This is a genomic window from Nonomuraea sp. NPDC050536 (assembly GCF_044457685.1).
In the GTDB taxonomy this organism is placed as follows: Bacteria; Actinomycetota; Actinomycetes; order Streptosporangiales; family Streptosporangiaceae; genus Nonomuraea.
Genome location: NZ_JBITHD010000005.1, coordinates 505,579 through 528,008 on the forward strand (window position 1 = coordinate 505,579; position 22,430 = coordinate 528,008).

General features: G+C 69.7%; 21 protein-coding genes. 13 read left to right on the forward strand and 8 right to left on the reverse strand.

From position 1 onward, the window contains the following. The first annotated feature begins 9 nt into the window (after positions 1 to 9). Positions 10 to 1,173 (forward strand): low temperature requirement protein A, encoded by a 1,164-nt coding sequence (locus tag ACIBHX_RS18380; protein ID WP_397068284.1) that lies wholly within the window; start codon positions 10 to 12, stop codon positions 1,171 to 1,173. Here the strand turns inward: ACIBHX_RS18380 and ACIBHX_RS18385 are convergent. Beyond that, a complete protein-coding gene (locus ACIBHX_RS18385) occupies positions 1,143 to 2,117 on the reverse strand; it encodes an aldo/keto reductase (RefSeq protein ID WP_397068285.1) in 975 nt (324 codons plus the stop codon). The genes ACIBHX_RS18380 and ACIBHX_RS18385 overlap by 31 nt on opposite strands. Continuing rightward, positions 2,095 to 2,463: a MerR family transcriptional regulator gene (locus ACIBHX_RS18390; protein WP_397068286.1), complete on the reverse strand. Its 369-nt coding sequence runs from the start codon at positions 2,461 to 2,463 to the stop codon at positions 2,095 to 2,097. Before ACIBHX_RS18390 ends, ACIBHX_RS18385 begins: the two co-directional genes overlap by 23 nt. Before the next feature lie 237 nt (positions 2,464 to 2,700). Between ACIBHX_RS18390 and ACIBHX_RS18395 the strand changes: the two genes are divergently transcribed. Further along, a complete protein-coding gene (locus tag ACIBHX_RS18395; RefSeq protein ID WP_397068287.1) occupies positions 2,701 to 3,327 on the forward strand; it encodes a DUF998 domain-containing protein in 627 nt (208 codons plus the stop codon). A 29-nt stretch (positions 3,328 to 3,356) separates the two neighbouring features. Here the strand turns inward: ACIBHX_RS18395 and ACIBHX_RS18400 are convergent, their stop codons facing one another. Then, the gene (locus ACIBHX_RS18400) at positions 3,357 to 3,722 is read right to left on the reverse strand and encodes a hypothetical protein (RefSeq protein WP_397068288.1); all 366 of its coding nucleotides are present in this window, start codon (positions 3,720 to 3,722) and stop codon (positions 3,357 to 3,359) included. 87 nt (positions 3,723 to 3,809) lie between these two features. Here ACIBHX_RS18400 and ACIBHX_RS18405 point away from each other — a divergent pair, with 87 nt between their 5' ends. From ACIBHX_RS18405 to ACIBHX_RS18430, 6 genes are all read left to right on the forward strand, one after another. Beyond that, the gene (locus ACIBHX_RS18405; RefSeq protein WP_397068289.1) at positions 3,810 to 4,268 is read left to right on the forward strand and encodes a universal stress protein; all 459 of its coding nucleotides are present in this window, start codon (positions 3,810 to 3,812) and stop codon (positions 4,266 to 4,268) included. A 52-nt stretch (positions 4,269 to 4,320) separates the two neighbouring features. Next, entirely contained in the window at positions 4,321 to 5,553 is a 1,233-nt protein-coding gene (locus ACIBHX_RS18410) for an APC family permease (RefSeq protein WP_397068290.1), read from the forward strand. Positions 5,554 to 5,866: 313 nt separating this feature from the next. Next, positions 5,867 to 7,501, forward strand: coding sequence for a class I tRNA ligase family protein (locus ACIBHX_RS18415; RefSeq protein WP_397068291.1), 1,635 nt, complete (start codon positions 5,867 to 5,869; stop codon positions 7,499 to 7,501). Positions 7,502 to 7,827: 326 nt separating this feature from the next. Further along, complete coding sequence (locus tag ACIBHX_RS18420) at positions 7,828 to 8,805, forward strand: phosphotriesterase (RefSeq protein ID WP_397068292.1); 978 nt, start codon at positions 7,828 to 7,830, stop codon at positions 8,803 to 8,805. Positions 8,806 to 8,846: 41 nt separating this feature from the next. Then, positions 8,847 to 9,221, forward strand: a complete 375-nt coding sequence (locus ACIBHX_RS18425) for an STAS domain-containing protein (RefSeq protein ID WP_214323117.1) — start codon at positions 8,847 to 8,849, stop codon at positions 9,219 to 9,221. A gap of 96 nt (positions 9,222 to 9,317) precedes the next feature. Continuing rightward, positions 9,318 to 9,749, forward strand: coding sequence for a hypothetical protein (locus ACIBHX_RS18430; protein ID WP_397068293.1), 432 nt, complete (start codon positions 9,318 to 9,320; stop codon positions 9,747 to 9,749). Positions 9,750 to 9,971: 222 nt separating this feature from the next. On the opposite strand, the gene ACIBHX_RS18435 is transcribed toward ACIBHX_RS18430, so the two are convergent. The 3 genes from ACIBHX_RS18435 to ACIBHX_RS18445 all read right to left on the reverse strand — a co-directional run bounded on the left by ACIBHX_RS18435 (position 9,972) and on the right by ACIBHX_RS18445 (position 14,874). Next, the gene (locus tag ACIBHX_RS18435; protein WP_397068294.1) at positions 9,972 to 10,892 is read right to left on the reverse strand and encodes a hypothetical protein; all 921 of its coding nucleotides are present in this window, start codon (positions 10,890 to 10,892) and stop codon (positions 9,972 to 9,974) included. Positions 10,893 to 10,950: 58 nt separating this feature from the next. Next, on the reverse strand, positions 10,951 to 13,545 hold the full coding sequence (locus ACIBHX_RS18440) for a Tex family protein (protein WP_397068295.1): 2,595 nt from the start codon (positions 13,543 to 13,545) through the stop codon (positions 10,951 to 10,953). Positions 13,546 to 13,713: 168 nt separating this feature from the next. After that, positions 13,714 to 14,874 (reverse strand): amidohydrolase, encoded by a 1,161-nt coding sequence (locus tag ACIBHX_RS18445; protein ID WP_397068296.1) that lies wholly within the window; start codon positions 14,872 to 14,874, stop codon positions 13,714 to 13,716. A 184-nt stretch (positions 14,875 to 15,058) separates the two neighbouring features. Here ACIBHX_RS18445 and ACIBHX_RS18450 point away from each other — a divergent pair, with 184 nt between their 5' ends. Next, entirely contained in the window at positions 15,059 to 15,430 is a 372-nt protein-coding gene (locus tag ACIBHX_RS18450) for a hypothetical protein (RefSeq protein ID WP_397068297.1), read from the forward strand. A gap of 47 nt (positions 15,431 to 15,477) precedes the next feature. After that, positions 15,478 to 15,813 carry a YbaB/EbfC family nucleoid-associated protein gene (locus ACIBHX_RS18455; RefSeq protein ID WP_397068298.1) on the forward strand — a complete coding sequence of 112 codons (336 nt, stop codon included), beginning with the start codon at positions 15,478 to 15,480 and terminating at the stop codon, positions 15,811 to 15,813. A 10-nt stretch (positions 15,814 to 15,823) separates the two neighbouring features. Here the strand turns inward: ACIBHX_RS18455 and ACIBHX_RS18460 are convergent, their stop codons facing one another. Both ACIBHX_RS18460 and ACIBHX_RS18465 read right to left on the reverse strand, forming a co-directional pair. Further along, the gene (locus tag ACIBHX_RS18460) at positions 15,824 to 16,687 is read right to left on the reverse strand and encodes a hypothetical protein (RefSeq protein WP_397068299.1); all 864 of its coding nucleotides are present in this window, start codon (positions 16,685 to 16,687) and stop codon (positions 15,824 to 15,826) included. Between the two features lie 172 nt (positions 16,688 to 16,859). Further along, positions 16,860 to 18,104 (reverse strand): hypothetical protein, encoded by a 1,245-nt coding sequence (locus ACIBHX_RS18465; RefSeq protein WP_397068300.1) that lies wholly within the window; start codon positions 18,102 to 18,104, stop codon positions 16,860 to 16,862. A gap of 132 nt (positions 18,105 to 18,236) precedes the next feature. Here ACIBHX_RS18465 and ACIBHX_RS18470 point away from each other — a divergent pair, with 132 nt between their 5' ends. Genes ACIBHX_RS18470 through ACIBHX_RS18480 form a run of 3 tightly spaced genes read left to right on the forward strand, consistent with a single transcriptional unit; the run spans position 18,237 to position 22,427 of the window. Next, positions 18,237 to 19,292, forward strand: a complete 1,056-nt coding sequence (locus ACIBHX_RS18470; RefSeq protein ID WP_397068301.1) for a DUF917 domain-containing protein — start codon at positions 18,237 to 18,239, stop codon at positions 19,290 to 19,292. Beyond that, positions 19,289 to 20,803, forward strand: a complete 1,515-nt coding sequence (locus tag ACIBHX_RS18475; RefSeq protein WP_397068302.1) for a hydantoinase/oxoprolinase N-terminal domain-containing protein — start codon at positions 19,289 to 19,291, stop codon at positions 20,801 to 20,803. The genes ACIBHX_RS18470 and ACIBHX_RS18475 overlap by 4 nt, the downstream gene beginning before the upstream one ends. A gap of 22 nt (positions 20,804 to 20,825) precedes the next feature. Continuing rightward, positions 20,826 to 22,427, forward strand: a complete 1,602-nt coding sequence (locus ACIBHX_RS18480) for an ABC transporter substrate-binding protein (protein ID WP_397068303.1) — start codon at positions 20,826 to 20,828, stop codon at positions 22,425 to 22,427. The last annotated feature ends 3 nt before the right edge of the window (positions 22,428 to 22,430 follow it).

Consider the following 22,430-nt stretch of genomic DNA (forward strand, 5'->3'; position numbering starts at 1 on the left):
CAATCGCGTATGACCGCCTTGCGCCCGATGGTGGCGCGTGACAGCGACGAGCCGCACCGCGTCGCCTCCACGCTGGAGCTCCTCTTCGACCTGTTCTTCGTGGTCGCGGTCTCCTTCGCCGGATCGGAGCTGCACCACGCCATCAGCGAGGGCCACCTGGGCACCGGCCTGCTGAGCTACCTGACCACGTTCTTCGCGATCTGGTGGGCGTGGATGAACTACACGTGGTTCGCCTCCGCCTACGACACCGACGACTGGCTCTACCGGCTGATGACGCTGGTGCAGATGTCCGGCGTGCTGGTGCTGGCGGCCGGCGTGCCGCGGGCGTTCGAGGAGCACGACTTCCGCATCGTCTTCCTCGGGTACGTGATCATGCGGGTGGCGATGGTCGCGCAGTGGCTGCGCGCCGCCAGTGGCGACCCGGCAGGCAGGGCCGCCGCGCTGCGGTACGCCGGGGGCATCTGCGTCGCCCAGATCGCCTGGATCGCCCTGCTGCTGGTGCCGGGGCAGTGGTGGATCGTGGTCTTCGCGGCCGGGGTGGTGCTCGAGCTGTCCGTGCCGATCGTGGCCGAGCGGCGGCGGCCGACGCCGTGGCACCCGCACCACATCGCCGAGCGCTACGGGCTGTTCGTGCTCATCATGATCGGCGAGAACGTGCTGGCCGCCACCGTCGCCGTGCAGCACAGCGCCAGCACGCAGGGCGTCAGCATCGGCCTGATCGGGCTGGCCGCGGGAACGCTGGTGATCGCGTTCTCGCTGTGGTGGATCTACTTCGCGCCCGAGACCCCGGAGATCCTCGACTCCAACCGGCGCGCCATCCCCTGGGGCTACGGCCACTACCTGATCTTCGCCTCGCTCGGCGCGTTCAGCGCGGGCATCGAGGTCGGCATCGACTTCAAGACCGGCACGACGGAACTGCCCGCCTACCAGGCGGCGCTGGCCATCGCCGTGCCGATCGCCACGTTCCTGTTCATGGTCTGGCTGCTGCACGTGCGCCCGCATCGCTTCGGCGCCGCCGACACCGCGGCCTTCCTGGTGGCCACGGCTCTGGTGCTGCTGGCCGTACTGACTCCCGCCCCTGTCGAGGTGATCGCGGTCGTGATGGCCGCGCTGGTGGGCGTCACCAGCGCGGTCAGATCACGTCAGTCCTCGATGCGCGACATGTCCGGGTAGCGTTCGCCCCGCACGGCGCCGGGCGGTACGGCTGCCGCCAGCGCGGCCAGCTGCTCGTCCGTCAGCGTGATGTCGGCGGCGGCGGCGTTCTCCTCCAGGTACTTCAGCCGCTTGGTGCCGGGGATCGGCACGACGTCGTCGCCCTGGGCCAGCACCCAGGCCAGGGCGAGCTGGGCCGCGGTGATGCCAGCCTCGTCGGCGATGCGCTTGACCTGCTCGACGAGCTTGGCGTTGTGCGCGGCGTTCTCGCCGATGTTGCGCGGGCTGTACTTGCGGAAGTCGTCGTCCGGCAGCTGCTCGGCGGGCGGTACGGTGCCCGTCAGGAAGCCGCGGCTGATCGGCGAGTAGGCCACCAGGGCGGTGCCCACTTCCCTGGCCGTGGGCAGGATCGCATCCTCCAGCCCGCGGGTGAACAGGGAGTACTCGCTCTGCAGCGCGGCGATCCGGTGCACGGCCGAGGCCCTGCGCAGGGTCTGTGCGCCCACCTCCGACAGGCCGAGGTGACGGACCTTGCCCTGCTGGACGAGCTCGGCCATCGCGCCGACCGACTCCTCGATCGGGACCTCGTTGTTGAAGCGGTGCATGTAGTACACGTCGATGTGCTCGACGCCGAGACGCTGCAGCGAGGCGTCGCAGGCGGCCCTGATGTACTCGGGGCTGTTGTCGATCGACCGGACGCCACCGTCGCGGCGGACGGCGAACTTGGTGGCCAGCACGACCTCGTCGCGGCGGTCCTTGATGGCGCGGCCCACCAGCTCCTCGTTGTGCCCGCTGCCATACATGTCGGCCGTGTCCAGAAAATTCACACCTAGGTCGAGGGCGCGGTGGATGACCGCGATGGACTCCTGCTCGTCGCCCTGGCCGTAGAACTCCGACATGCCCATGCAGCCCAGGCCGATCGCGGAGACCTCCGGGCCGCCATTACCGAGTGTGCGCTTGTTCATCCCGTCCCCTGTAAGACTCGATCTTGTAGTCCAGGACCTCGAGGTCCTGGGTCAGCTCGGCGATCCTGGCCCTGACCTTCTCGCGGTGGGCCTCGAGCAGCTCACGGCGCTGGCGGCCCGTGTGCGGGCCCATCCGGGCCAGCTCGGCGTAGCGGCACATGTCGGCGATCGGCATGCCGGTGGAGCGCAGCTTCGTCAGGAACCCCAGCCACGCCAGGTCACGCTCGGCGTAGTCGCGGTGGCCGCTGCCGTCGCGGCCCACGGAGTGGATCAGGCCGATACGCTCGTAATACCGCAGCGTGTAGGCACTCAGACCGGACCGGCGGGCCGCCTCCTGGATCGTCATAGGTCCAGGGTCACCCTTAGAGCGCGCTCCAAGTCAAATCGCCACCCCGGCCTGCCGTACCCGGGGTGGGGCTCAGGGGAGGGACCCTGATGAGGTCAGCACTACCCAGGGTCGTCCCCTCGCAGGTCATCCGGGCGGTGACCAAGCTCCTACGACCAAGGTATTAAGGGACCGATCAGGGGTCCTTCGGGTTGATCTCCGATACTCCGCAAGCCCGCGTTCCACGAGCTTGGAGGCATGAAGGGATTGCTTGTCAGCGGGTTCGCGGCCATCGGCACCGGTACGGTCGCCATGCTCGATCTTCAGCTCGAAGCGGGGCTCGACCCCGTGCACAGCGTGATCAGCGAGTACGCGTGGGCGCCGAACGGCTGGCTGCTGCCGACCTCGCTCACGCTGTTCGCGATCGGCTCGGCGTTCATGGCCGAGGCGTTGCGGCGGGTGGGCGCCGGCAGGTGGATCGTGGCATTGCTGGTGGCCTGGGGGGCGAGCATGTTCCTCATCGGCGCCTTTCCCACGGACCGGCCCGGTGTGCCGCTCTCGCTGTCAGGTGGCATTCACAGGTACGCCGCTTTCGCCGCCTTCCTGGCGATGCCGATCGCGGGATTGCTGCTGGCCAAGGCGCGGATCCGATACGCGCGGGCCGTACGGGTGCTGTCGTCGGTCGCCCTCGGGGCGCTGCTGCTCGTCGTGGTCCCCTATGTGGTGCGGATGTTCGGCATCCCGCTCGGCAACGATGACATCCCCGCCGGGCTCACGCAGCGGGTCGTGGTCGTCACCGAACTCGGGGTGCTGGCACTGGCCGGGCTGTCGCTGATGAAGAGCGCCGTCCAGCGCAGCCGCGCCGTCGCCCCCAGCCTCGCCTGAGGCGGTCGTGGTCGACCCCGTTCTGGAGCTCAGCGCTCCCAGGGCGGGGTTTCGCCCATCTTGGCGTAGTACTTGGCCAGGTGGGACTTCACCCGGCCGATCTCGTCCTCGGGGAGGTCGACCCCGCCTCTGGCGCCGTCCATGATCGCGCCGGCGGACATGATGGCGCGCGGGACCGCCTTCAGCTCGCCGTTCACCACGTCCGCGATCGGCAGCTTGTAGGCCCCGAACTCGTCGGCCTGGGAGGCGTCGTACCAAAGGTGCGCATTCCGGTACTTCTCGTTGGGCTTGTCCTCGGCCCCCGCCCACTTCCGCACGCGCCGGTCGGCCGCCGCCGAATCCCACTCACGGTCGCGGTCGGCCAGTGGCAGGTCCTGAAACTGGGTAACGGTCATGGTTCCCGCCTACCCGTTCCTCAGGCGTGAAACGGCCTTGTGGGGAAAGAGGTAGGGAACGCGACCACGACTTTAGGGCAGGCCTTAATGACCATTTTGATCGCATATGACGGCTCGGACGATGCCAGGGCGGCCATCGACTTCCTCACCGACCACATCAAGCCCCAGCCCGCGGTGGTGCTCACGGTGTGGGAGCGGGTGTCCATGACCGCGGCCCGGGCCTCGATCGGGATGATGGTGCCCGCCGAGCCCTCGCCCCAGGAGGACCAGGCCATCCATGACGCCATGACCAGGCTCTCCGAGCAGGGGGCCGAGCTGGCCAGGAAGGCCGGGTTCGACGCCACGGCCCGCTGCGAGACGGACTCCATCGCGGTCTGGTCGACGATCGTGGACCTGGCCGCCGAGCTCGACGCCTCGCTGATCGTGACGGGCACGCGGGGGCTCGGTGGGGTCAAGTCGTTCCTGCTCGGCAGCACCTCCGACCGCGTCCTCCACCACGCCGGCCGTCCCGTCCTCGTCGTTCCCGCCCGGGAGGCCGAGCAGTAGCCACTGTCGGTGGCGTAGGGCAGAGTGGTGCCCGGCTTTCTGAGGAGGGTTCGTGGCCGAGGGGCTGTCACGGCGGCTGAGCACGGTGGACGCGGTCGTCGTGGGGCTCAGCGCGATGGTGGGCGCCGGGGTGTTCGCGGCGCTCGCGCCCGCCGCGCGGGCGGCCGGGTCCTGGCTGCTGGCCGCGCTGGCGCTGGCCGCCCTCGTGGCGTACTGCAACGCGACCTCCTCCGCGCGCCTGGCCGCCCTCTATCCGGAATCCGGCGGCACCTACGTGTACGGCCGGCGGCGTCTCGGCCACCTGTGGGGATACCTGGCCGGATGGGGCTTCGCGATCGGCAAGACCGCCTCGTGCGCCGCGATGGCCCTGACCTTCGGCGCCTACGTGGCTCCCGCCCTGGCCAGACCGCTCGCGATCGGCGCGGTGGTCGCCCTGACGGTCCTCAACCTGTTCGGCGTCCAACGCTCGGCGGGCGTGGCCCGAGTCCTCGTGGCCTTCGTCCTGGCCGTCCTGGTGGCGGTGTCGCTGGCAGGTCTGGGCCTCGCCGGCGGGAATGCGGCCGCCTATGCCGCGTTCTCGCGAGATGTCGGCGTGCTGGGGGTGTTGCAGGGAGCCGGGTTACTCTTCTTTGCCTTCGCCGGATACGCCAGGATCGCCACGCTCGGCGAGGAGGTCCGCGATCCGTCCAGGACGATCCCGCGCGCCATCGGCATCGCCCTGGCGATCGCGCTGGCGGTCTACGCGCTGGTCGCCGTCTCGGCGTTGCACGCCCTCGGCCCGCTCCGCCTGGCGATGTCGCAGGCCCCGCTCGCCGACGTCGCCCGCGCGTCAGGGGCCGGCTGGCTCGTGCCCGTGGTCGGGGTCGGCGCCGCGGTGGCCGCGCTCGGGGCCCTGCTGGCGTTACTGCTCGGCATCTCCCGCACGGTCCTGGCCATGTCCCGCGAACGCGACCTTCCCGCCGCGCTGGCCATCGTCGGCGACGGCGTACCCCGGCGTGCGGAGGTGGCCGTCGGCGTCGCCGTGGTCGCCCTGCTGCTGGTGGCCGACCTACGCGGCGCGATCGGCTTCTCGTCCTTCGGCGTGCTGGTGTACTACGCGGTCGCCAACGCCTCGGCCTTCACCCTCACCCGCGAGGAGGGAGCCCCGCCCCGCTGGATCCCGGTTCTCGGCTTCGTCCTGTGCGTGCTGCTCGCCTGCAGCCTGCCGCTCTCCTCGGTCCTGTCCGGACTCGCGGTCTTCGCCATCGGCGTGACGATCTGGGCGGTACGGTCCCGCCTCCGCTGAGGCGCGATGCATTATCGCGTGCTCTACGACCGGCCGCGGTGAACCCTGCGCGAGCCGGGTACCGGTCCGCGGGCGAATACGTGCCTGGGGTCGTGGTCTGTCTGTGGCGGACCGGTATGTCGGGCGGCGCCGGTGTTGGGGGGTGGAAAAGGGGAGGTGGGGGATGGGGGCGGTGGGTAGGGTGGGAGGGTGATTTCGGTGAGCGTGGTGATGATGGGCCCGTGAGGGCTCTCGTCGCGATGTCTTGACCGTGGAGGCCCTGTTGATCGGGGCCTCTTCTTGTGGGCGGGGCCCCTGGGAGGTTCCCGTGTACGTGACGACGACGATTCCGTATGTGAACGCGCGGCCGCATCTGGGGTTCGCGTTGGAGATCGTGCAGGCCGATGTGCTGGCTCGGCATCATCGGCGGCGCGGCGAGGCCGTACGGTTCCAGACCGGGACTGATGACAACTCGCTGAAGAACGTGCTCGCCGCGGAGGCCGAGGGCGTCGCCGTGCGTGAGCTGGTCGATCGGAACGCGGCCGCATTCGAGGCGCTGCGTGGGCCGCTGGATCTGTCCTTCGACTCGTTCGTACGGACCAGCCGGGATCCGCTGCACAGGGCCGGGGTCGAGCGGATCTGGGAGGCGACCAGGCACGATCTCTACCAGCGGCACTACGAGGGGCTGTACTGCGTGGGGTGCGAGCAGTTCTACCCGGAAGGGCCGTGTCCGGAGGGGCACGAGGCGCAGCTGCAGCTCGTGTCCGAGCGGAACTGGTTCTTCCGGCTCTCCCGATACCGGGACGAACTGCTCGATCTGATCCGCGATGGGAGGCTGCGGATCGAGCCGGTCGTGCGGAGGAACGAGGTGCTGGCGTTCCTGGAGGCGGGGCTGGAGGACATCAGCGTGTCCCGCTCCGCCGAACGCGCCCGCGGGTGGGGCATCCCTGTGCCCGGTGACCCCGAGCAGGTGATCTACGTGTGGTGGGACGCGCTGCCCAACTATGTCACCGGGCTCGACGACTACGAGCGCTGGTGGGTCAGGGAGCCGCGCCGCGTGCACCTGGTGGGCAAGGGGGTGATCAGGTTCCACGCCGTGTACTGGCCTGCGATGCTGCTGTCGGCCGGGCTGCCGGCGCCGACGGAGATCTACGTGCACGACTACCTGACCGCGAACGGGCGGAAGATCAGCAAATCGTCTGGGTCCACGGTGGATCCGCTGGCGTTGGTGTCCACGTACGGGGTCGACGCGGTGCGGTGGTGGCTGCTGCGCGAGGTGCCTCGAGTCGGCGACGCCGACTTCACCGAGGAACGGCTGGTCGCCCGCGCCGACGAGGACCTGGCCAACGGCATCGGAAACCTGGTCAACCGCGTAACCACCATGATCCACCGCTTCGAGAACGGCCTGGTCCCCGAGGACGCCCCAAGATCCGAAGCCGAGAGCAGGCTGAGATCCGAAGCCGAGAGCAGGCTGAGGTCGGAAGTCGAGAGCAGGCTGAGGTCGGGAGTCGAGAGCAGGCTGAGGTCGGGAGTCGAGGGCGGGCTGAGGTCGGGAGTCGAGGGCGGGCTGAGGTCGGGAGTCGAGGGCGGGCTGAGGTCGGGAGTCGAGGGCGGGCTGGGGTGCGAAGCCGAGGGCGGTGTAGGGGCTGTGGGTGCTGGCGCCGGTGGCGTGGGGGAGCGGGTGCACCAGGCGCTCGAGGAGTACGACTTCCGGCGGGCCACGGCAGCCGTGTGGTCGATCGTGGAGGAGGCCAACCGGTTCATCGAGCTCACCCAGCCCTGGAAGCAGCCGCCCGCCGCCAGGTCCGCCACGCTCGCCGCGCTCGTCCAGCGCTGCCGGGTGCTGGCCGAGGAACTGGCCCCGTTCCTGCCATCCGCGGCGGCCAAGGTCAGCGCGGCCGTTTCAGGAGTACGGCTCCCGCCACCCCAACCCCTGTTCCCCCGCCTCACACCTCACCGAAAGCCATAGCGATCTCCCCACGCAGCTCCCGCAGTTCTATCCGCGCCGGATCACGAGAGCCTCCGATTTCCCTGCGTGATGGGTTTCGAGGGGCGTGGCGGGAAGGGGGCCGTGGGGTTTCCGTGTGTGAGGGGTTTTGAGGGTCGTGGCGGCGGGTGACCTCACCGATCTTGCGTGTCGCCGAGGGCGGTGGCGCGCTACTTGCGGCGGGTGGCGGGTGGGGCGGCTTGCCGTACACGAGCAAGGTCTTTCCACAAGAGAAGCCGCACGGATGTTCTTCTGGTGGGGGGCGAGGTACGTTGGCGCAAACCGACCAGCCGGTATGGGAGGCGACTATGCCCACCGTCAGCACCATTCGCGGTCCCGTCGATGTCGAAGCGCTGGGCCAGACGCTGATGCACGAGCACGTGTTCGTCGTGGCCACTGAGCACCTGGAGAACTATGGCCGGGGCGCCTGGTGGGACGAGGAGTTCCGGGTCGCCGACGCGATCAGGAAGCTCAACGCCGTGGCCGCCAAGGGCGTCAGGACGATCGTCGATCCGACGGTGTGGGGGCTCGGACGGTACATCCCGCGCATCCAGCGCATCGCTGCCGAGGTGCCCGATCTGCACATCATCCCCGCCACCGGCATCTACAGCTACGACGAGCTCCCGCACCAGTACGAGCACCGCGGCCCCGGCCTGGTCTTGGACATGCCCGAGCCGATGGCCGAGGACTTCGTGCGCGACCTCACCGTCGGCATCGCCGACACCGGGGTCAAGGCGGCCTTCCTCAAGTGCGTGGTCGAGCAGAACGGCCTGACCGCCGGCGTCGAGCGGATCTGCCGGGCCGTGGCGCAGGCCCACGTGCGCACCGGCGCGCCGATCACCGTGCACACGAACTCCTTCACGCAGAGCGGCGTGATCGCGCTGGACCTGTTCGCCAAGGAGGGCGTGGATCTGACCAAGGTCGTCATCGGGCACGCGGGCGACAGCAACGACCTGGACTACCTGATGCGGCTGGCCGACACCGGCGCCATCCTCGGCATGGACCGTTTCGGGCTCGACCTCTACAACCCGACCGCCCAGCGCGTGGCGACGATCGCCGCACTATGTGAGCGTGGCTACGCCGATCGGATGGTGCTCAGCCACGACGCCGCCTGCTTCATGGACTACTTCGGCGGCGCCTGGGACGACGCGGTCGGGGCGACGGCGCCGAACTGGCGCTACGATCACATCCACGACGACGTCCTTCCCGCCCTCAGGGAGTCGGGTGTGACCGCTGAGCAGATTGACCGGATGCTGGTGTTCAACCCGAGACGCTACTTCTCGTAAAGTGGTGGGATCAAACGCGCGACGCGGGTAGGTGGAGCTGGGTGACTTCGGAGCAAGCCTTGTCGATAAGTCTCGGTCTCCAGGGTCCGTGCGTCATCGCGAGGCTGACGGGGGACTTCGACTTCGGCTCGGCGGCCGAGGTGCGCGACCGCGTCACGAAGGCCCTTGACCTGACCCAGCCCCCACTACTCGTGATCGACATGCAGGCGGTCAGCGTCTGCGACTCCTCCGGCCTGTCCGTGCTGGTGTATCTGCACAAGGCGGTGACCGCCTCGGGCGGGCGGCTGCTGCTGTCCGGGCTGAACGGCCGGTGCAAGCACCTGTTCGCGATCACCGCGCTGGACAAGTTCTTCGACATCCGCACCACCGCCGAGCTGGCCATCGCCGAGCTCAACGAGGAGCCGTACTCCCACTAGCCGTACGCAGATTGTTGACCTTGTCGCTTTCCTGATGGTAAATCGGAAGTGCCGCTTTCACAGGGGGAAGCGGCTGTTCTGCGCACTGGGGGCAGCATGGTCAACCGTTTAGTCAGCACGCTCGCGATCGCCTCGGCGGCCACGTCCATCGCGTTCGTGGCGCCGGCACCCGCTCAGGCCGGTACGGTCAAAGCGGCCGCCGTGGCCGAGGCGCAGCGGGGCTACATTCGCACCAAGATCTACAAAAACCGGTGCCCGAGCACCTGCCGGATCAAGGTGCGTATCTCCAACATCTCCGGCAAGAACCTCTTCAGCATGAACCTCCGCGCGACGCTCTACGTGAACGGGCACAAGATGGGTCGCTGCAGCGGCTGGGTCGGCAGTCTTCGCGCGCATCGCGTGCGGAATGCCTCCTGCACGGTGCACACCGCCAAGCTCGCCAGATACTGGGACCGGTGGGAGGCCGGTGAACTGAGCCAGTGGCGCCCCTACGCCGCCGTGTCGGTGTACTACAAGTACTACCGCTGATCCACTGCCCAGGGGGTCGGCCGCACCCGGCCTCTCGTCCTCGTGCTCTCGTTACGCCGTGATCATCAGGGCGAGGCCGATGAGCACAGCGACCGGGACGATCCACACCACGGCCTCGACAGCGAACTCCTTGTACATCCTGCAGATCTCCCTTGAACGCCCGATCCGGGCCGCGACACATGCCACTGCGCAGCATAGCCGTCCTGCCGGACCGTTCGGTCCCTACCTCTGCTGCTGAGTCAGGCGCTTGCGGAGTCCGGCGAGGGATTCGTCGGCCATCAGCTCGGGCAGCCTGGTGGCGTCGGCGTCGATCCGGCGCAGGATCTCGGGGCTGTCGCCCGTCCAGGCGCGCAGCACCTCCGGCATCGCGGCGATCGCCGCGTCGCTCAGGATCACCTCCCGCGGCAGCCACGACGTCAGGAACCGGCTGACCCGATCGGGACTCCACCACAACGGACGATCCCCCAGGAACTCCTTCAGCGCCTCGAACGCCTCCCGCGCTCCCGGCACCTCGGGCGGCACGAACCCTGAAATGTCATCATCTCTGGCGCCGTCAGCCGGGACAGAGCGCGCCCGCGCGAGCGCCAGATGCCGTACGGCGGGCAAGGTCTCGGCCACCTCGGCCCCCAGAACGCTGTCCGTCCGCCGGAACGCCTCCAGGATCCTGGCCGCCACCGTGGCGGGCGAGGCGGGCTCCAGGTTCAGATCGTCGAGGAACTTCGGCTCCTCCACCACGGCGTCCACCGCCAGGCCGCCGTGGACCTGGTCGATGCCCACGACGAGGACGTGCGGCTCCTTGCCGTTCGCGTAGCGGAAGGCCAGCGCGCCCAGGACCTGCTCGCCGTACGGGTCGGCCTTGCCGTACCAGGCGCCCTCGCACCCGACCCGCCCCATCCGCAGCGCCCAGTCAGGCACGTCCGGGTCCTCGCGGCTCGGGATGGCCTCGACGGCGGCCAGCGCCGCGAGCGCCAGCCTGCTCTCGGGCCTGCCGGCCTGCTCCAGCCGCTCGACGAAGTCCTCGCCGTCGTCCTGACCCCACGTCGTGGTCAGGCGGGACGCCCACAGCTCGGTCCGCAACGGGGAACGCCACCTGAGCAGGTCGCGCGCCTGCGTGATCGCCGTGCCCACCACTTCACTACTCACGCTCCGACGCTACCCCGGGACCCGGGTGCGAGAACCCGGGACCCGAGATCGTCGAGGTTCACGAGTCGTCGGTGAGCCCCGCCTTGCGCAGCGCCTCGGCCATGGCGCCGCCCATGGGAGCCGACCGGCGTCCGCCGTCACGACGGTCTCCGCCCCGGCTGCCCTGGCCGTCACGACGTTCTCCGCTGCGGCCGCCCTGGCCATCGCGCCGCCCGCCGTCACGCCCGCGACCGCCATCGCCTCGCTGATCGCCCCGTCCGCGCTGCCCGTCGTCCGCGCGTGCTGCCCGGCCGCCGTCGCCCCGGCCGCTGTCGCCCCGAGCGCTGTCGCCCCGAGCGCTGTCGCCCCGGCCGCGCTGCCCGTCGCCGGCGCGTCCGCCCGGCCCGCCGTTGCCGCGACCCTGCGCGCCGTCCCGGCGGTCACGAGCCCCGGCACCCCGTCCGCCGGACTCGGCACCCCGTCCGCCGGACTCGGCGCCGCCACCGCGGGGGCGGCCCTCGCCGCGCGCCTCGGTCTCGTCCTCGAGGCGGAGGGTCAGGGAGATGCGCTTGCGGGGGATGTCGACGTCCAGGACCTTGACCCGCACGATGTCGCCGGACTTGACGACATCGCGGGGGTCCTTGACGAAGTTCCTGGACATGGCGGAGACGTGGACCAACCCGTCCTGGTGCACCCCGATGTCGATGAAGGCGCCGAACGCGGCCACGTTGGTGACCACGCCCTCGAGGATCATGCCGGACTCCAGGTCCGAGATCTTCTCCACGCCCTCCTTGAACGTCGCCGTCCGGAACGCGGGACGCGGGTCACGCCCGGGCTTCTCCAGCTCGCGCAGGATGTCCGTGACCGTGGGCAGCCCGAAGGTGTCGTCCGTGAACTGATCGGGCTTGATCGACCGCAGCGTCGCCGTGTTGCCGATCAGCACCTTGATGTCCGCGCCGACCGAGCTCAGGATGCGCCGCACCACCGGGTACGCCTCGGGGTGCACACTGGAGGCGTCCAGCGGGTCGTCGCCGCCGGGGATGCGCAGGAAGCCCGCGCACTGCTCGAACGCCTTGGGGCCCAGCCGCGCCACATCCTTCAGCGCGCTCCTCGTACGGAAGGGGCCGTTGGTGTCGCGGTGCCGCACGATGCTCTCGGCCAGTGTCGAGCCGATGCCCGACACGCGGGTCAGCAGCGGCGCGGAGGCCGTGTTGACGTCGACGCCGACCGCGTTCACGCAGTCCTCGACCACCGCGTCGAGCGAGCGGGACAGCTTGGTCTCGGCCAGGTCGTGCTGGTACTGCCCGACACCGATCGACTTGGGGTCGATCTTGACCAGCTCTGCCAGCGGATCCTGCAGCCTGCGCGCGATCGACACCGCCCCGCGCAGCGACACGTCCAGCTCGGGCAACTCCTGCGAGGCGTACGGCGAGGCGGAGTAGACCGAGGCGCCCGCCTCCGACACCACGATCTTCGTGACCGACGGCATGTGCTTGACCAGCTCACCGGCCAGCTTGTCGGTCTCGCGCGAGGCGGTGCCGTTGCCGATGGCGATCAGCTCCACCCCGTGCCGCTGCGCTAGCGCCCCCAGCACGGCGAGCGACTGGTCCCACTGCCGCTTCGGCTCGTGCGGATAGATCGTGCTGGTCTCGACGACCTTGCCCGTGGCGTCGACCACGGCCACCTTCACACCCGTGCGCAGGCCGGGGTCGAGACCCATGGTCGCCCTGGTGCCCGCCGGAGCGGCGAGCAGGAGGTCGCGCAGGTTGGTGGCGAAGACCCTGACCGCCTCGTCCTCGGCCGCCTGCCACAGCTGCATCCGCAGGTCGAGGCCGAGGTGGACGAGGATGCGGGTGCGCCAGGCCCACCGCACGGTCTCGTTCAGCCACTTGTCGGCCGGGCGCCCCAGGTCGGCGACGCCGAACCGGGAGGCGATGCGCATCTCGTAATCGGGGCTGTCGTCGGGCTCAAGCGAGACGGAGAGGATCTCCTCCTTCTCGCCGCGGAACATCGCCAGGATGCGGTGGGACGGCAGCTTGGTGAACGGCTCGCCGAACTCGAAGTAGTCGGAGAACTTGGCCCCCGCCTCCTCCTTGCCCTCGCGCACCTTCGACACGAGCTGCCCGCGGTTCCACAGCTGCTCGCGCAGGCCGCCGATGAGGTCGGCGTCCTCGGCGAAGCGCTCGATCAGGATCGCCCTGGCGCCCTCCAGCGCCGCGCCGGCGTCGGCCACGCCCTCGACGACGAACCCCTCGGCCGTGGCGACCGGGTCGAGCGCCGGGTCGGCCAGCAGCTGGTCGGCCAGCGGCTCCAGGCCGAGCTCGCGGGCGATCTGCGCCTTGGTGCGCCGCTTGGGCTTGTAGGGCAGGTAGATGTCTTCGAGGCGGGCCTTGGTCTCGGCCGCCATGATCTGCGCGCGCAGCTCGTCGTCGAGCTTGCCCTGCGACTCGATCGACTCCAGGATCGCCGCCCTGCGCTCTTCGAGCTCGCGCAGATAGCGCAGGCGCTCCTCGAGCGTGCGCAGCTGCACGTCGTCGAGCGCATCGGTGGCCTCCTTGCGGTATCGGGCGATGAAGGGCACGGTGGCGCCGCCGTCGAGCAGCTCGACGGCCGCTCCCACCTGCCCCTCGCGCACGCCCAGCTCTTCCGCGATCCGCTGGTGAATAGAGAGCACTTGCCTGCCTTTCGATGGTCCCCGCCGGTCAATTGTGCAGGACCCCGCCGCCACTCACGACCCGACCTCACCAGGTCGCGCTGTCCGGCCCAGCGAGCGTACGGCCCGCCAACCGCCCAGTTCGTAGCGCCGCGCCGTGCGCCAGACCGAACCGGCTGGGCATGAGGGTCAGGGGGTTGAGGGGAGGGGGATGCCGTTTTTCATGACGAGAGTGCGGGGTGGGTGGGTGACCACGGCCTGGGCAGGGGTGGTGGCGGGGATGGCGACGAGGTCGGCCGGGTTGCCGGGGGTGAGGCCGTAGTCGGTGAGACCGAGGGCGCGGGCGCCGCCGTAGGTGGCGGCTTCCAGGGCCAGCTCGATGTCCTCGTCGCGACGGAACGTGCTGCGGTAGGCCAGGTGCATCGCCCGCTCGAGCATGTCGCCCGTGCCGTAGGGGCCCCAGAGGTCGCGGATGCCGTCGTGGCCGCAGGCGATCGTCACGCCCGCCGCCCGCAGCCGTTTGACCGGCGGCACGGGGAAGCTGTAGACGGCCGCAGTCGCCAGCGCGACGCCCGCCTCGGCGAGGCCGTCCGCCAGCCGGGCGGCAGCGGCGTCGTCGAGGGCGTAGGCGTGGCTGACCGTCACGCGGCCGCCCAGGCCGAGGACGCGGGTGCGTTCGATGATGAGCTCGAGCTCCCACACGCCCAGCGATCCGCCGTCGTGCAGGTGGATGTCGACGTGGGCGCCGTAGCGCTCCGCGAGGCCGAAGATCAGGTCGAGGTGGCGCACGGGGTCACGGTCGATGCCGGCCGGGTCGAGCCCGCCGATCGCCTCGACGCCGCTCTTGAGCGCCTCCTCGAGCAGCTCGGCCGTGCCCGGGTTGATCAGCACGCCGTGCTGCGGGAAGGCCACCTGCCGCACGTCGGCGGGCGAGCGCGAGGCCGCCTCGCGGACCGCCTCCACACCGCGCAGCCCCACCTCGGGGTCGATGTCGGTGTGCGTGCGGACGTGGGTAGTGCCGAATCGGGTCATGGTCTCCAGCAGCGCGGAGATCCGCTCGACGCTGGGCACGCCGAGCTCGCCACGGCGTCGCAGGTCGTTGCCGATACGGCCGGCCAGCGTGTCGTCGGCGGAGTGGGGCACCCACGGCCCGCCGTACAGCGTCTTGTCGAGGTGGCAGTGAGCCTCGACGAGGCCGGGCAGCACGAGGTCGCCCGAGAGGTCGATCTCGCGCGCGCCGGGGGCGTCGACGCCGGCTTCGACGCGGGCGATCAGGCCGTCGCGGACGAGGATGTCAGCGGGCGCGCCGAGCCCCCACGGGGTGCCGCCGCGCAGGACCACGTCGTTCATGTCGAGAACCATAGACGGCGCCGCCGACGATTTCCCTCGGCCGACTCGAGTGCGGAAACCGATCGGACAAGTCGTGTGACGTGTTGTTCACAAGTGACGATGGTCAATGTAAGAGATTAGCGATATACAACGCTCTAAGCTGACAAACCTCCCATTTGGGAGGAACGACCCGGAGGGGGTCCCGATGGCGCCGAGGGATGACGAGGAACTCAGACAGATCAACAGTGTCCTGACCGATGCCGCCAAGCACTTCGACCTGGAAAATATGCATTTCACCGCCGATGCCGACGCCCTGTTCCACGTGCTGGAGCGCCTCGGCGACATCGTCGGCAGCGACGAGACCGGGCAGAGGTTCAAGGAGGGGTACGGGAAGGCCGAGAAGAACGCGAAGTCCTTCGTGCACGCGATCGAGGACGCCTACAAGGGGATCACCGAGCGGCTGCGCCTGATGACGGTGAGTGTCGACCTGGCGAACTGGTCGACCATGACCGCACTGCCGAAGGTCCCCGACAACGGGCCCGAATTCTCCGCGGGAGACGGCACCATGACATTCTAAATACCTACATTACCTAGCGGTAAACCATGCCAAGGTGAAGGAGTGGGATGGACTTCGAGGGAGAGTTCGGGCGGCTGCTGGACGAGTTCCGCGACGAGGTGAGGCCGCTGGACGACCTGCAGGAAGAGGTCGCCGCCATCCGCGGGCACGGCGAGGCGGCGGGCGGGCAGGTGCGGGCGGAGGCGCTGCCCAACGGGGCGCTGGCGGGGTTGCGGCTGGACCCGCGGGCGCTACGGATGGGCGCGGACGCGCTGGCGGAGGCGATCGTCGAGGCGGCCACCCTGGCCGCCACCGACGTGACGGCCAAGGTGACGGAACGCATGTCTGAGGCGATGGCCCCCTACGTGGACCAGGCGGGCCGCTTCCTCGACGGCCTGTCGTGAAACGAGCCGGTCAGGGGCGGCTCCAGCCCTTGCCGCGCTGACCGGCTCCTACGACGAACTTGCTGATCATCTGCTGCCACGTCGGCAGCAGGTCCCAGGGATGGGTGATGTCGCCGGGGTGGTCCTCCAGGTTCCCCGCGAAGGTGAACGCGACCGAGCCGAGCAGGAACTCCCCGTACTTGTTCCACTGCTCACTCTTCGGCAGCACCTTAGTGAGGAATTTCAGCTTCTCCTGGTCCACGCCGTAGAACACCATGCAGGCGGCGAAGTTCTTGGCCGTCCTCTTGAACTGGTCGCCCCACGAGTCCAGGTCCTCGCCGGAGGCCAGCTTCACGCCGTCCACGATGACCTGGTCGGCGACGGCGAAGAAGGCGCTGCCGACTATCGACACGGCGTAGCGCTCGAGGATCTTCTTCAGCAGCTTCGCCTTGGCCCTCTTCTTGAGCCGCTCCGCGGCCCACTTGATGGGCCCGCCGATCTCCGGCCAGGCCATGAACATCATCATCTCCAGCCAGGAGATGATGGCCATCTCGATGATCGTCTTCTGGGTGTGCCACAGCAGCTCGGCATAGTCGTCCAGAGCCTTGGCCAGGCGGCGGATGTAGGCCGACGCGTGCGGGGGGAACGGCGCGAAGTTCTCCTTCCAGTAACTCGCGAAGCCCGTCGCGTTGTTGTCCTTGAGCATGTCCGTGGCCACGATGCCCATGTCGTGGCCGCTCTGGTCGATCCTGTCGGCGATCCGGCGCCACACCCTGGCGGCCTCTCGGATCTCGTCGGGATCGCCATCCGGCATCTTCTCGAGCAGTTGCCATAGGACGAAGGCGGAAACGCCCATGGTGCCCAGCGGGTAGGCCGTTATACGAGTCAGCGCCATCCGGTAAGACCTACCGGATTAACTGGAAACTTTAAAGCCTCACAATGTGCTCGATATTGGCACGATTCGCCGCATCCTTGCTAGCCTCGACCGCCACCTGCTCGGCCACGCCGTCCAGGCTGTCAGCCGCCACGGAAATCCGCATGCCTCCCACGGTGGAGGCCAGGGGCGGTCAGAACGGCTCGACGGGCACCTGGCGGTCGCCGATGATGATGCGTCCGAGGTCGCGCAGGGAGGCGGAGTGCGGGACCCAGTGACCGGGGGCGGTGCCCTGGGATCCGCCGACGAAGACGAGGTCGTCGGCGAGCTTCCCCGGCCGCAGCAACGCCGCCCTGGCCACGACCGGGCAGCCCGGCCCATGCCCGAGGATGACATGCCGTCCCGCCGATCGGACGACCGCCAGCGCGTCGGTGAAGGCCGCCAGCTCCTGGGCGTCGCCTTCGACGGAGCCGACGCCCGAGGTACGGCCGAGCCAGGCGACCGAGGCGACGGTACGGGACCCGGCGACCGCCCGCGTCCGCTCCCACAGCAGCCGCGCTCGCGCGAGATCGTCCGACCCAGGCACATAGGTGATCGTGACGTCGGCCGTGTCCGGATCGCCCCAGGAGACGACCAGGCGCTCGGAGAAGCCGAGCACGAGCACGGGAAGCTCCACCACGTGGAAGGCCCGGTTCGCCTGATCGCGCACCGCCGAGGGCAGCCCGTTCAGTGCCCCGAACCCCGGCATGGACGGCAACCGCTGACGCACGGCGGAGGGCAACCCGCGCCACCACCCGTTGACCCGGGCGGGCAGCGCCGCGTCGCGCATGCCGAGCAACTGCTCCAGCGATCCCGCGTCCCCGCGCGCCACCCTGGCGAGCAGCACGTCGGGATCGCCGGGCGCGGCATAGGCGCCGAACAGGTCGAAGGCCACCACGTCGGCGGGAATCCAGGCGGCCCGCAGCTTCGCCAGCCGCCGCCGGAGATCGGGAGCCTGGGTGGCCGCCCACTGGCCGGCCCGGGAGATCGTCCAGCCGGGTGAGGCGGGCAGCGACAGCGCGGCCAGCTCGCCGCACACCCGGGCGCCCACGTGGGACAGCCGCGGCGCGGCGGCCTCGAGCGCGGCGACCAGATCGGCCACCGCTCCGGCCTCGACGCCGCGCGACATCGCTGGAGCGCTCGCGACGGGGGCGGCCGGGTCGGGCAACGCGGGTGCCGGGTCGCCCTGCCGTACCGCCTCGCGCGCGAGACAGGACAGCGCGACGGCCAGCGCCGACTGGACGGAGCCGCGCTGCGTGGCGAGGGAGGCGGCGAAGTGCGGCGCGCCGCCGCCGACCCAGGCGTGCGCGGACATGAGGAGGGTGGCGGCGTCGAGGTCGGCACGATGTTCCGCGGCGAGCGCCGAAACGCGGCGGAACGCCTCCAGAGCGTCGGACATGGGCTCCAAGCATCGCAACGCACACCCGCTCGACACAGAGAAACGGCAGTTCACGGGGATAAGTCGGGTCCACAACAATTGCCGGGCTAGCGGAATGAGGTGGCTTGTGCTTGGTTGTGACGCCATATGGAGATGACAAGAGACGATATTTCCGCGCTTGCCCGAGGTTGTGCGGTATTAGGCACCGGCGGAGGCGGTGACGTCCGAGCCGGCGCGCTGGCGGCCGTGCGGGCGATCGATATCCATGGCCCTGTGCCGCTGATCGAGCTGGCGGACCTGGACGACGACGCCCTGGTGGTGCCGCTGTCGGGCATCGGGGCGCCCACGGTCAGCCACGAGATGATCCACAGCGAGGACGAGCCGCTGCGCATCGCCGAGGAGATCGAGCGGATCTTCGGCCGTCGCCCCTCCGCGGTCATGTCGTCCGAGATCGGCGGCTCCAACGGCGTCGCCCCCGTGGCCTGGGCCGCCCAGCTCGGCCTGCCGCTGCTCGACGCCGACGGCATGGGCAGGGCCTTTCCCGAGGTCCAGATGGTCTCGATGTACGTCGCGGGGCTGCCCGCCGACCTGGTGATCATGTCGGACGTGGCGGGGAACGTCACGACGATCCGCCCGATAGACGGCCTGTGGTCGGAACGCATCGCCCGGGCGGTGTGCGTGGCGATGGGGTCGAGCGCGCTGATGGCCGACTACGTCCTGACCGCCGCCCAGGCGCGCGGCGCGGTCATCGAGGGTACGGTCACCCGTGCCCTGACCGTCGGCCGCTCCACCGAGCACACCCGCGAGCCGCTCGAGGGCCTGCGGAGGACGCTGAACGCCACCAGGCTGATCACCGGCAAGCTCACCGACGTCGAGCGCCGTACCACCGGCGGCTTCGTCAGGGGCACCGCCAGGATCGAGGGCACCGGCGCCGACAAGGGCCGCACGCTGACCCTGGAGCTGCAGAACGAGAACCTGGTGGCCGTCGAGGACGACCGCGTCAGGGCCATGGTGCCCGACCTGATCACCGTGGTGGACACCGAGGCGGCCACGGCCGTACAGACCGAGGGCCTGCGGTACGGCCAGCGGGTGAGCGTGCTGGCCTGGCCCTGCGACCCTCTGTGGCGCACGCCCGAGGGCCTGGAGACGGCCGGCCCGCGAGCCTTCGGCTACGACCTGGACTACGTGCCGATCGAGGAGCTTGCATGAGGATCGGGATCGACGTCGGCGGGACCAACACCGACGCGGTCGTCCTCGACGACGCCGACCGGGTGCTGGCCAAGGCCAAGCGTCCCACGACGCCGGACGTCACCGAGGGCCTCGAACAGGCGCTCGACGCGGTGATCCGGGAGATCCCGATCGATCGGGTCACCCGGGTGATGCTGGGCACCACTCACGCCACGAACGCCATCCTGGAGCGGCGCAACCTCGGCCGGGTGGCGGTCATCAGGCTCGGTGCCCCCGCCACCACCTCGGTGCCGCCGTTGTCGGACTGGCCCGGTGACCTGCGTGCGACGGTGTCGGCGGGGGAGGTGATCGTCCGTGGCGGGCACTACGTGGACGGCCGCCCGATCAACGCCCCCGACCTCGACGAGATCCGGAGTTTTCTCGACAGAACGGATGCCGAGGCCGTCGCCGTCACCAGCGTCTTCAGCCCGGCCAACACCGAGCACGAGCTCACCGTCGCCGACCTGGTCAAGAGCGAGTACGGCCTATCGGTCAGCCTCAGCCACGAGATCGGCTCGCTCGGCCTGCTGGAGCGCGAGAACGCCACCGTGCTCAACGCCGCCCTGTACGGCGTGGCCACCCAGGTGACCGAGGCGCTGGTCGGCGCGCTGGCCGAGCGGGGGCTGCCGGCCGTGCCGTACCTGGCTCAGAACGACGGCACGCTGATGACGCTGGAGCACGCCAGGAAGCTGCCCGTCTCCACGATCGGCTCGGGACCCGCCAACTCGCTGCGGGGCGCGGCCTACCTGTCGGGCGTGCGCGAGGCCATCGTGGCCGACGTCGGCGGCACCTCCACCGACCTGGGCGTGCTGACCGGCGGCTTCCCGCGCGAGTCTGCCGCGGCCGTGGAGATCGGCGGCGTGCTCACCAACTTCCGCATGCCGGACATCCTGGCGATCGCGCTCGGCGGCGGCACCGTCGTCAGGCCGCGGGGGATCGGACCCGACTCCGTCGGCTACGAGATCGTCGATCGGGCGCTCGTGTTCGGGGGCACGACTCCCACGATGACCGACGCCGCCGCGTACGCCGGCCGTACCAGCGCATGGAATGTGCCCGACATATCGGAAGGAATCCGCGACACTCTGGAAAGGGCGGTAGCCCTCGCCGACGACATGGTGATCGACGCCGTCGACAGGGTCGCGCTCGGCAGGACTGACCGACCGCTGGTCGCGGTGGGTGGCGGCGCGTTCCTGCTGCCCGGCGAGATCCCCGGCGTGAGTGGTGTGATCCGCCCCGAGCACGCCGAAGTCGCCAACGCCGTCGGCGCGGCCATCGCGCTGGCGAGTGGCAGAGTCGATACGATCTTGCCTGCGGGCGAAACCCGATCAAAAGCGATCGAAAGGGCCAAGGAGGAGGCGGCGGCCCGGGCCGTGGCGGCGGGCGCGGATCCGGAGAAGGTCGAGATCGTCGACCTGCTGGAGGTGCCGCTCAGCTACCTCTCCGAGCCCGCAGTTCGGGTACACGTCAAAGCCGCCGGACCTCTCGCCCGGTGACAACTCGAAAGGATCCCCCCACATGCGCTGGCACAAGCGTCTGCTCGTCGCCGGGGTGGCCGGTGCCGTGGCCTTGACCGCATCCGCGTGCGCGGGCGGCCAGGTGCGCGGCGCGGGCGGCACTCCCAAGCCCACGAACAGCACCAGCACGAGCGCGAGCGCCAACGACGCCACGTTCGTCTACGCGCCCAACCTCGACGTGGTCACCGACTGGGACCCGGCGACCTCGTACTCCAACGAGATCATCGCGATGGAGAACATCTACGAGGGCCTGACCAGGTACAACGCCCAGATCCAGAAGCCTGAGCCGCGCCTGGCCACCGAGTGGACCTCCTCGGCCGACGGCAAGGAGTGGACGTTCAAGCTGCGCCAGGGCGTGAAGTTCCACACCGGCGTCGCGCTGGACTCGACGATCGCCAAGAAGGCCATCGAGCGGACGATCAAGGCCAACTCCGGCGCCGCCTACATCTGGGGCGCCGTCAAGACGATCGACACGCCGGACCCGCAGACGCTGAAGTTCACGCTCAAGTACGCGGCGCCGATGGACCTGATCGCCTCCTCCGGCTACGCCGCCTACATCTACGACCCCGACGGCGTGGACAAGGACGGCAAGAAGGACGGCGGCACCGGCCCGTACACGATCGACACCTGGCAGAAGGGCAAGGAGACCGAGCTCACGCTGAAGGGCTTCGACGGTTACTGGGGCGGCTGGAAGCCGGAGCAGTACAAGAAGGTCGCCTTCCGGGTGACCCCGGAGATCACCACGGCCTGGCAGCTCCTCCAGCGCGGCGAGGTCAGCTTCGTCGAGCGGCTCAACCCGCAGCTGTTCGCCCAGGCGGGCACCACGGCGGGCGTGCAGACCTCGCAGACGCCCTCGTTCCAGAACCTGCTGCTGCTGTTCAACACCGCCTCCGGCCCGACCAAGGACGTCAAGGTACGGCAGGCGCTGCAGGCCGCCATCGACTACGACGGGCTGAACGCGGCTCTCAAGGGCGCCGGTACCAAGGCCAGCGGGCTCGTCCCGGAGGGCCTGCTCGGCTACGCTCCCGGGCTCGAGCCCAAGCAGGACCTGGCCAAGGCGCAGCAACTGCTCGCCGATGCCGGCTTCGGCCCCGACCTGCCGCAGCTGAAGCTGAAGATGACCTACGCCCAGGGCGACGACGACCAGAAGCTGCTGGTCACGCTGCTCAGCGAGCAGCTCAAGAGGCTCAACGTGGAGCTGCAGGCCAAGCCCATGGCCTGGAACGCGCAGTGGGACCTGGGCAAGAAGCAGGGCCAGGACATCTTCGTCATGTACTGGTACCCGGACTACGCCGACGCCTACTCCTGGTTCCTCAACGTGTTCAGGAGCGCGGACAAGCCGCAGTTCAACCTGTCCTACCTCAAGGACGCCGGCATCGACCAGGAGATCGACGCGCTTCCGCAGCTGACGGCCACCGACAGGACCAAGGCCGAGATGTCCTACTCGGACCTGCAGAAGAAGATCATCGACGAGCAGGCCGCGGTGGCCGTGCCGTACGTGCAGACCTACCAGCGGGCGCTGTCGGCCAAGGTGCAGGGCTATGCGGACAACCCGGCCTATCCCAACGTGGTCTTCTTCTACGACCTCAAGTCCGCCGGCTGACCC

Bases quoted from the DNA above. Each gene is read 5' to 3' on its own strand.
- ACIBHX_RS18380 (WP_397068284.1), top strand. From the start codon at position 10: ATGACCGCCTTGCGCCCGATGGTGGCGCGTGACAGCGACGAGCCGCAC.
- ACIBHX_RS18385 (WP_397068285.1), bottom strand. From the start codon at position 2,117: ATGAACAAGCGCACACTCGGTAATGGCGGCCCGGAGGTCTCCGCGATC.
- ACIBHX_RS18390 (WP_397068286.1), bottom strand. From the start codon at position 2,463: ATGACGATCCAGGAGGCGGCCCGCCGGTCCGGTCTGAGTGCCTACACG.
- ACIBHX_RS18395 (WP_397068287.1), top strand. From the start codon at position 2,701: ATGAAGGGATTGCTTGTCAGCGGGTTCGCGGCCATCGGCACCGGTACG.
- ACIBHX_RS18400 (WP_397068288.1), bottom strand. From the start codon at position 3,722: ATGACCGTTACCCAGTTTCAGGACCTGCCACTGGCCGACCGCGACCGT.
- ACIBHX_RS18405 (WP_397068289.1), top strand. From the start codon at position 3,810: ATGACCATTTTGATCGCATATGACGGCTCGGACGATGCCAGGGCGGCC.
- ACIBHX_RS18420 (WP_397068292.1), top strand. From the start codon at position 7,828: ATGCCCACCGTCAGCACCATTCGCGGTCCCGTCGATGTCGAAGCGCTG.
- ACIBHX_RS18430 (WP_397068293.1), top strand. From the start codon at position 9,318: ATGGTCAACCGTTTAGTCAGCACGCTCGCGATCGCCTCGGCGGCCACG.
- ACIBHX_RS18445 (WP_397068296.1), bottom strand. From the start codon at position 14,874: ATGAACGACGTGGTCCTGCGCGGCGGCACCCCGTGGGGGCTCGGCGCG.
- ACIBHX_RS18450 (WP_397068297.1), top strand. From the start codon at position 15,059: ATGGCGCCGAGGGATGACGAGGAACTCAGACAGATCAACAGTGTCCTG.
- ACIBHX_RS18455 (WP_397068298.1), top strand. From the start codon at position 15,478: ATGGACTTCGAGGGAGAGTTCGGGCGGCTGCTGGACGAGTTCCGCGAC.
- ACIBHX_RS18460 (WP_397068299.1), bottom strand. From the start codon at position 16,687: ATGGCGCTGACTCGTATAACGGCCTACCCGCTGGGCACCATGGGCGTT.
- ACIBHX_RS18465 (WP_397068300.1), bottom strand. From the start codon at position 18,104: ATGTCCGACGCTCTGGAGGCGTTCCGCCGCGTTTCGGCGCTCGCCGCG.
- ACIBHX_RS18470 (WP_397068301.1), top strand. From the start codon at position 18,237: ATGACAAGAGACGATATTTCCGCGCTTGCCCGAGGTTGTGCGGTATTA.
- ACIBHX_RS18475 (WP_397068302.1), top strand. From the start codon at position 19,289: ATGAGGATCGGGATCGACGTCGGCGGGACCAACACCGACGCGGTCGTC.
- ACIBHX_RS18480 (WP_397068303.1), top strand. From the start codon at position 20,826: ATGCGCTGGCACAAGCGTCTGCTCGTCGCCGGGGTGGCCGGTGCCGTG.